Annotated in this window: 4 protein-coding genes and 1 pseudogene; all 5 read right to left on the bottom strand. The window is 47.7% G+C overall.

The genetic code is table 11. The features are described from left to right. The coding region (locus L692_RS0118175) for a glycoside hydrolase family 32 protein (protein WP_025701522.1) at positions 1-1,261 on the bottom strand (1,261 nt) is incomplete at its 3' end. A gap of 124 nt (positions 1,262-1,385) precedes the next feature. Beyond that, positions 1,386-2,846 carry a glycoside hydrolase family 68 protein gene (locus tag L692_RS0118170; protein ID WP_025701521.1) on the bottom strand — a complete coding sequence of 487 codons (1,461 nt, stop codon included), beginning with the start codon at positions 2,844-2,846 and terminating at the stop codon, positions 1,386-1,388. Between the two features lie 434 nt (positions 2,847-3,280). Next, a complete protein-coding gene (locus tag L692_RS0118165; protein ID WP_025701520.1) occupies positions 3,281-4,747 on the bottom strand; it encodes a glycoside hydrolase family 68 protein in 1,467 nt (488 codons plus the stop codon). A 444-nt stretch (positions 4,748-5,191) separates the two neighbouring features. Continuing rightward, positions 5,192-6,040: a PRD domain-containing protein gene (locus tag L692_RS0118160; protein WP_025701519.1), complete on the bottom strand. Its 849-nt coding sequence runs from the start codon at positions 6,038-6,040 to the stop codon at positions 5,192-5,194. Between the two features lie 38 nt (positions 6,041-6,078). Continuing rightward, positions 6,079-6,246, bottom strand: a pseudogene (locus L692_RS33925) (PTS sucrose transporter subunit IIBC); the annotation flags it as partial.

Genomic DNA, 6,246 nt, shown 5'->3' with positions numbered 1-6,246 from the left:
TGACATAAGAGTATCCGCCTTCCGCAAAAACCCCGACATCCACATGCCGCGTCTTGTCCGCCGATTCCCGAAGTTTCAGTCCAACATTCTTGATGTCCGACCAGGATATATCCGTCTCAAGCTGGTACGTATCTCCGGCCGTATCAAGCGTTCTTGAACCATCCACCCCGATCTGCTGAAGGGTTTCCGTGGATTGTACCATTTGATCCAATGCCTGCACAGGTTCTGAAATCAGACGATACGCCCCGTCCGCTTGTTTAAGCCCGATCTGACGGACGACCGAATTCATTCCGTTGAAGCCTTCTTCAAGCGTCGGCGTATTATGGGGATAATCCCAATTGTTCATCCATGCCAGAGCATAACGATGCGAGTATTTATCTCCGCCCGCCCCGTCCTCAAAGGTTACAGCGGCATACCAATCAAAGCCATAATCAAGCCACTGCGGGTCCTTGCGGTCCGGGACAAATTCCTTGCCGTTAAAGCTTCCGGTCCAATAAGCATACGTGTTGGGCTTGCCCTCCGGTTTTCCGTTTGCGCTCGCGCCAAGAATCCAGTGATAGGTTCCGTCATCCGCCCGCATCCTGTAAAGATCGGGGCACTCGACGAGCCCGATATTTTCCGTAATGAAACCGCTGGTGTAACGCCAATCTTTTAAGTCCGAGGACTCGTAAAAACCTATTTTCGTGCCTTCGGCCATGGTCATGATCCACTTCCGGGACTCCTGATCCCAGATGATCTTCGGATCGCGGAAGTCGTGTGTGCCCGGATTCGGCATTACCGGAGTATCACGATAAGCGGTGAACTTTGCCCCCTTGTCCGTGCTGTACCATAAATACTGCTCCTGCTTCCCGCCGTCCGCAGAGGGCTGAGTCAAGATGGCCACCAGAGCGCCTTTGCCAAAGCCGGCCGTATTGTCTTCGTCTACAACGACCGAGCCCGACCACGGATCGCCGTTTCGGTTCGTATATTTAGGAATGGCCACCCCTTCATCCTGCCAGTGCACCAAATCCGTTGATGTCGCATGCCGCCACTCTGTACCATTTCCACCAGGATAATCGCGATTGTACAGATAATAATAATGATACTTTCCGTCCAGATAAATCGGCCGCTGCGGGTCGTTCATCCATTTGTCGGGCGTCGTGAAATGATAGCTGGCCCGATAGGTTGGCTTCTCATATGAAGGAGGGGCGGGTTCTTCATTCGCAGAATAATGAATAGTTAACCCTACCCCCACCGTGATCAAGACGGCTAACCCAATCATCCATACTGTCCATCGGCGTTTATTTGCTCTCTTGTTGTTCAACTTTGATACCTCTCTTTAAGAAAAAAAGAAAATGCCAATGTATCATTGACATTTTCTTTTTAATTATACAGGAAATCTGCAACTATTCGATCGTCAACTGGCCTTGGGCAAGGATGCTGTCTTTGACAACCGAAGTTTTGGAACCATTAATTTTCACTACAAAGCTTGGCGCAAAGGTGGACTTGCGATCCTCGAAGAAGCCTCTGTTCGTCATGTAGCTGGTGATAACCACTTTGTTGCCTTTGACTTGCGGTACAGCAAAGTGAGCGTAAGTCCAGGTAATGTCTCTGGGATCAAGATCCTGATGCAGTACAAGCCCCGTACCGTTAAGCGGTTTGTATGGACCGTTGATGGAATCCGCCACATATCCCCACATGTAGATATCTTCCGCACCGATTCCGTCAACAACCATTTTGGCGCCTCTTGTATCCGTGAACAGGTACCATTTGCCATTCATCTCAAAAATGTTCGCCCGTTCGATTTCATCCGTAATCGTATTGGACGCGATCAGCGGCTTCATGACTGTTTTCAGGGTATAATCATCATTCAGCTCAATGATGCCGAGCGCCCCGTTTGCCATAGAAGCGAGATCCTTCTTAGGACTTTGCAGCAGCTTGTTTCTCTCAGCTTCGAAGAACTTCTTGTTTCCTCCGTAGTATGCTTTATTGTTGAAGGAATCCAAGCCTTGGTAGCCTGTTTCCGATCCGGTATTTGCTTCAAATACAAGGTATTTGCGGCCATTGTCTTCAACATAGTGCGGGTCTCTCAGCGTATGGTTATCGGAGTAGTCTCCTCCACCGAAGGCTTGATCCACATTTTGATAGATTTTGCCGTCTCCGCCGTCAAAGATCGATTTGAAATCCTCAACGCCGTCGACTTTCAGCGTATTTGCATCCTGCTCGGATACGTTGATTTGAGCGGTAGTCAGAGTTTGCTTGCCGAAGAAGCCATGAGCCGGGTCCCATCCATGACGGTTGGTATAGAACAAGCGAACTTCGCCGTCCTTGGTCAGTGTTGCGGAGCCAGACCATTCTTCTCCTTGCTGGTTCAGAATCGGATCGTTTGGAACATACTTGTCGCCGTCCTTGAATACTCTGCCAGCACTTTTCCAGGCGTCGATGGAGTTGTCGCCTTTCTTTTTATAGAACAGATAGATAAAGGTGTCCCAGCCTCTTTTCGGGTCGCCTGCCAGACCGAACACAACATCGTAGCCTTTATAGTCCGCTACTGTGCCGTCAGCGTTTTGCAGCGGCCAGGTATCCCATACGTCCAGATCAATAATGTTGCCGTTCGCATCAAATCCTTTGGCGGAAGAGATGTTCTTGATGGTCGATGCATCGAATTGCGGGACCTTGAATTGTTCGTTCTTTTGCTGCTCAGGTATTTTCAGAGCATCGGAGCGTGTGATGTGGGAGAAGCCATAGTCTTCATTGTAAGACTGACTGTCCTTTCCTTTTGCAAAAGCCGAAGTCCCCCCGCCTACCAGTAAAGCTGTTGTAAAGGTTACTGCTGTTGCTTGCTTCACAAACTTTTTGATATTCATACCTTGTCTCCTTTTCTCCTTCGAATTTTGTTACTCTCAAACAGAAAAAGACCTAAAAATTCCTGTGAGGATATCAATAGAGAGCATTGCTATCCCCAATTGGAGTTTTTAGGTCTTGCCTGCTTAAACAGTAACAATCCCGTAATATTTTGTTGTCAGGGTTATTCTATATTGTTGAACAATGATCTGACTATAGACTAAAACTCCCGATTTGGTTAAGGCTAAAAGGCGGATTCCCCATGTCCGTCTATCGTCTTATATACCTAAAATTGTTGTTAATTATTCACAGTTTCAGAGAATGAAAGATGGTTTAACCTGAACTAACATGAGCTCCCTTATCTTCAATCCTCCGCTAAAAATCACTTTTTATTCAAAAAAAGCGATATAGGTCAGTTGGCCTATATCGCTTGTTCAGAAGTCTTGGGCGCCTGCCGTTAGTTGATCGTCAATTGCCCTTGTTCAAGGATGCTGTCTTTGACAACCGAAGTCTTGTTGCCTTTGATGCTCATCAGGAAGCTTGGCGCGAAGGACGCACGATGCTCCGGATAGAAGCCGCGATTGGTTATATAGCTGGTAATAACCACATTTTTACCGTCAGCTTGCGGCACGGCAAAGTGAGAGTAGGTAAAGGTAATATCCGCAGGATCAAGATCCAGTTGCAGTACAAGTCCAGTGTCGTTCAACGGCTTGTAAGGTCCGGTAAGCGAATCGGATACGAAGCCCAGCATATAGATATCGTTAGCCGTGATTCCGTCAATGGTCATTTTCGATCCTCTGGAATCGGTGAACAAATACCATTTGCCATTCATTTTAAATACGTTGGCCCGTTCAATTTCATCCGTTACAAGATTGGAGGCAATCAGCGGCTTCATGACTTTCTTCAACGTATAATCGTCATTGAGTTCAATCATGCCAAGAGCGCCGTTCGCTAACGTAGCGAGAGGCTTTTGCGGACCTTGCAGCAGTTTTTCCCGATCCGCTTCGAAGAACTTTTTATTTCCGCCATAGAACTCTTTGTTATTGAAGGCGTCCTCACCCTGGTAACCTATTTCGGTGCCGGTGTTCGCCTCAAATACAAGGTATTTGCGACCCTTGTCCTCAACATAGTGAGGATCTCTTAACGTATGGTTATCGCCTGAAGCATAGGCGCCTTCATCAATAAACTGCTGAACGTTCTGATAGGTTGTTCCGTCTCCGTCAAAGATGGACTTATGATCCTGAACACCGTCAACCTTCAGCGTAGCGGCATCCGGCTCGGACAAATTGACTTGTGCCGTTGTTATCGTCTGCTTGCCATAGCCCGTTCCGCCATCCCACGGCGCGCCGGAGAAGTCTGTATAGAACAAACGCACCTTACCGTCAGGGGTCAATGTCGCGGAACCTGACCACTCCTGGGTCTGATACTTGAGGATCGGATCGTTGGCATCGAATTTATCGCTGTCTTTAAAGACTCTGCCGGCATTCTTCCAGCTGTCAATTGAATTCTCCTCGGCCTTCTTGTAGAACAAGTAAATGGAGGTGTCATTTCCGTCCCTTGGGTCCCCCGCAAGCGCAAAGACGATTTGGTAACCCTTGTAATTGGCCACGGTTCCATCGGCGTTTTGCAGCGGCCAGCTGTCCCATACATCCAGATCGATCAGATTGCCGGATTTATCATAGCCTTTTGCCGAAGCGATGTTCTTGATGGTCGATGCGTCGAACGCCGGGACCTTGAACTGCTCACTTTGTTGCTGCTCAGGAATTTTCAGCATGTCAAAACGTGTGATGTGGGAGAAACCGTAATCTTCTTTGTAGCTCGTAGTGTCTTTCCCTTTCGCGAAAGCCGAGGTTCCGCCACCTGCCAATAAAGCTGTTGTAAAAGTTACTGCCGCCGCTTGCTTCATAACCTTTTTGAAATTCATGCCTGATCTCCTTCTCCATTCCATATTTTGTCCCTGCCAACAGAAAAAAGACCTAAAAATTCCAATAAGGGAAATTCCCCATCAGATTTTTAGGTCTTGCCTGCTCAGCAGTAACAATCCCGACAATGTTTTGTTGTCATGGCTATTCTATATTTTTCAGCACAAAATCTCTATAGCCTAAATTTCCTCTTTTTGGATAAGGTGAAAAGCAGGAGTTTTGTTCCAGTCTATCCTCATTTATTCCTAATTATTTCTAAATAACTCAAATTCAATGTAACTTATTGGCGAAATAAGTAATAAAATGAGTGTAGTGTGGATGGAATCGGGTAGAAGTGTCCGGATTAAAGAGCAATACAGGATGGAAAGAAGCTTGGCGGCTTAGCGGGGTTGAAACGGATACCGCTCCATGATGGACCGGTCCGTTTCATTTATTAATGAAGAAACTCAATTCACCATATTCTTCAACCGGGTATCCATGCGGTTAATTTCCATGGCGATTAACACCAGCTGACTGTCGGCAAACGTATAGTCATAGTCCTCTTCCACCTGGGCTGCGACCCATTTGGCCTGCTCGTAAGCGGTGTGGTAGCGCTCTTTGGCAATCCGCACGATTTCAGGAGCTAACTCGTTGCAGAGCTTTCCGCTCTCATCGGATCGAAGGATATTTTCGAGTTGATTCACCAGGCGCTCGTAGGTGGCCGATCCCCGGTCCATTGCAACACCGGCGGTCCGCTCGACTCCTTCGGCAATATCCCGGATCAAGGCGGCTTTGTCCGCCCCCGACCCGGAGGCTCCGGCGTTGACCCAGGCGGTATGGATGTGCATGGCGATATAACCCACCTCGTCATCCGGAATTTCGATATTCAATTTCTCGCGGATAATCTTTTTGGCATGCAGCCCGATCTGGAATTCTCTGGGATAGAGAATCCGGATTTCTTGCAGGAGCGTGTTCTGAATGACCATACCTTTGCTTAGTCGCTTCAGAGCGAATGAGAGATGATCCGTCAGCGCGATATGAATATGCTTCTTGAAGGTTACTGAGAGTTCGTTCTCCGCAAAGGAAATGATGCTCTCGGACACCGCGATTTCCTCTTCGGGCAAGGTCCGCAGCATCTCCTGGAGATGACCGTATTGATCCGGATCGTCCATGATAAACACCTTCTCTATACGGTACGGATCGACAATATCATTTTTCCCTTTCTGAAAAGCAATACCGGAACCCATGACAATCTTTTCTTCCCCATGGTCGTGAACCACAACCGCGTTATTGTTAAGAATTTTTTTGATTTTCATGATATTCTCCTGTGCTTCCACGATTAGTATTTGGGTGCTTATTCCTCAGCTTGCGGCTTGTGGACTCCAAGAATCCAGGTAACCGTAAAGGCTGTCCCCGCCGCCAGCAGGAAACCAATCATATAATGGATGAAATTGATCTCTCCGGGCGGAACAACGAAGGCGATCATCGGAATTCCGGTCAGTCCGAAGGAATTGGCGACCAC

The sequence above is a fragment of the Paenibacillus forsythiae T98 genome (assembly GCF_000520735.1).
Lineage (GTDB): Bacteria > Bacillota > Bacilli > Paenibacillales > Paenibacillaceae > Paenibacillus_AQ > Paenibacillus_AQ forsythiae.
Note: the sequence above shows the minus strand (reverse complement) of the source record. Positions and strands in the feature narration are given on the sequence as shown.

Bases quoted from the DNA above. Each gene is read 5' to 3' on its own strand.
- L692_RS0118170 (WP_025701521.1), bottom strand. From the start codon at position 2,846: ATGAATATCAAAAAGTTTGTGAAGCAAGCAACAGCAGTAACCTTTACA.
- L692_RS0118165 (WP_025701520.1), bottom strand. From the start codon at position 4,747: ATGAATTTCAAAAAGGTTATGAAGCAAGCGGCGGCAGTAACTTTTACA.
- L692_RS0118160 (WP_025701519.1), bottom strand. From the start codon at position 6,040: ATGAAAATCAAAAAAATTCTTAACAATAACGCGGTTGTGGTTCACGAC.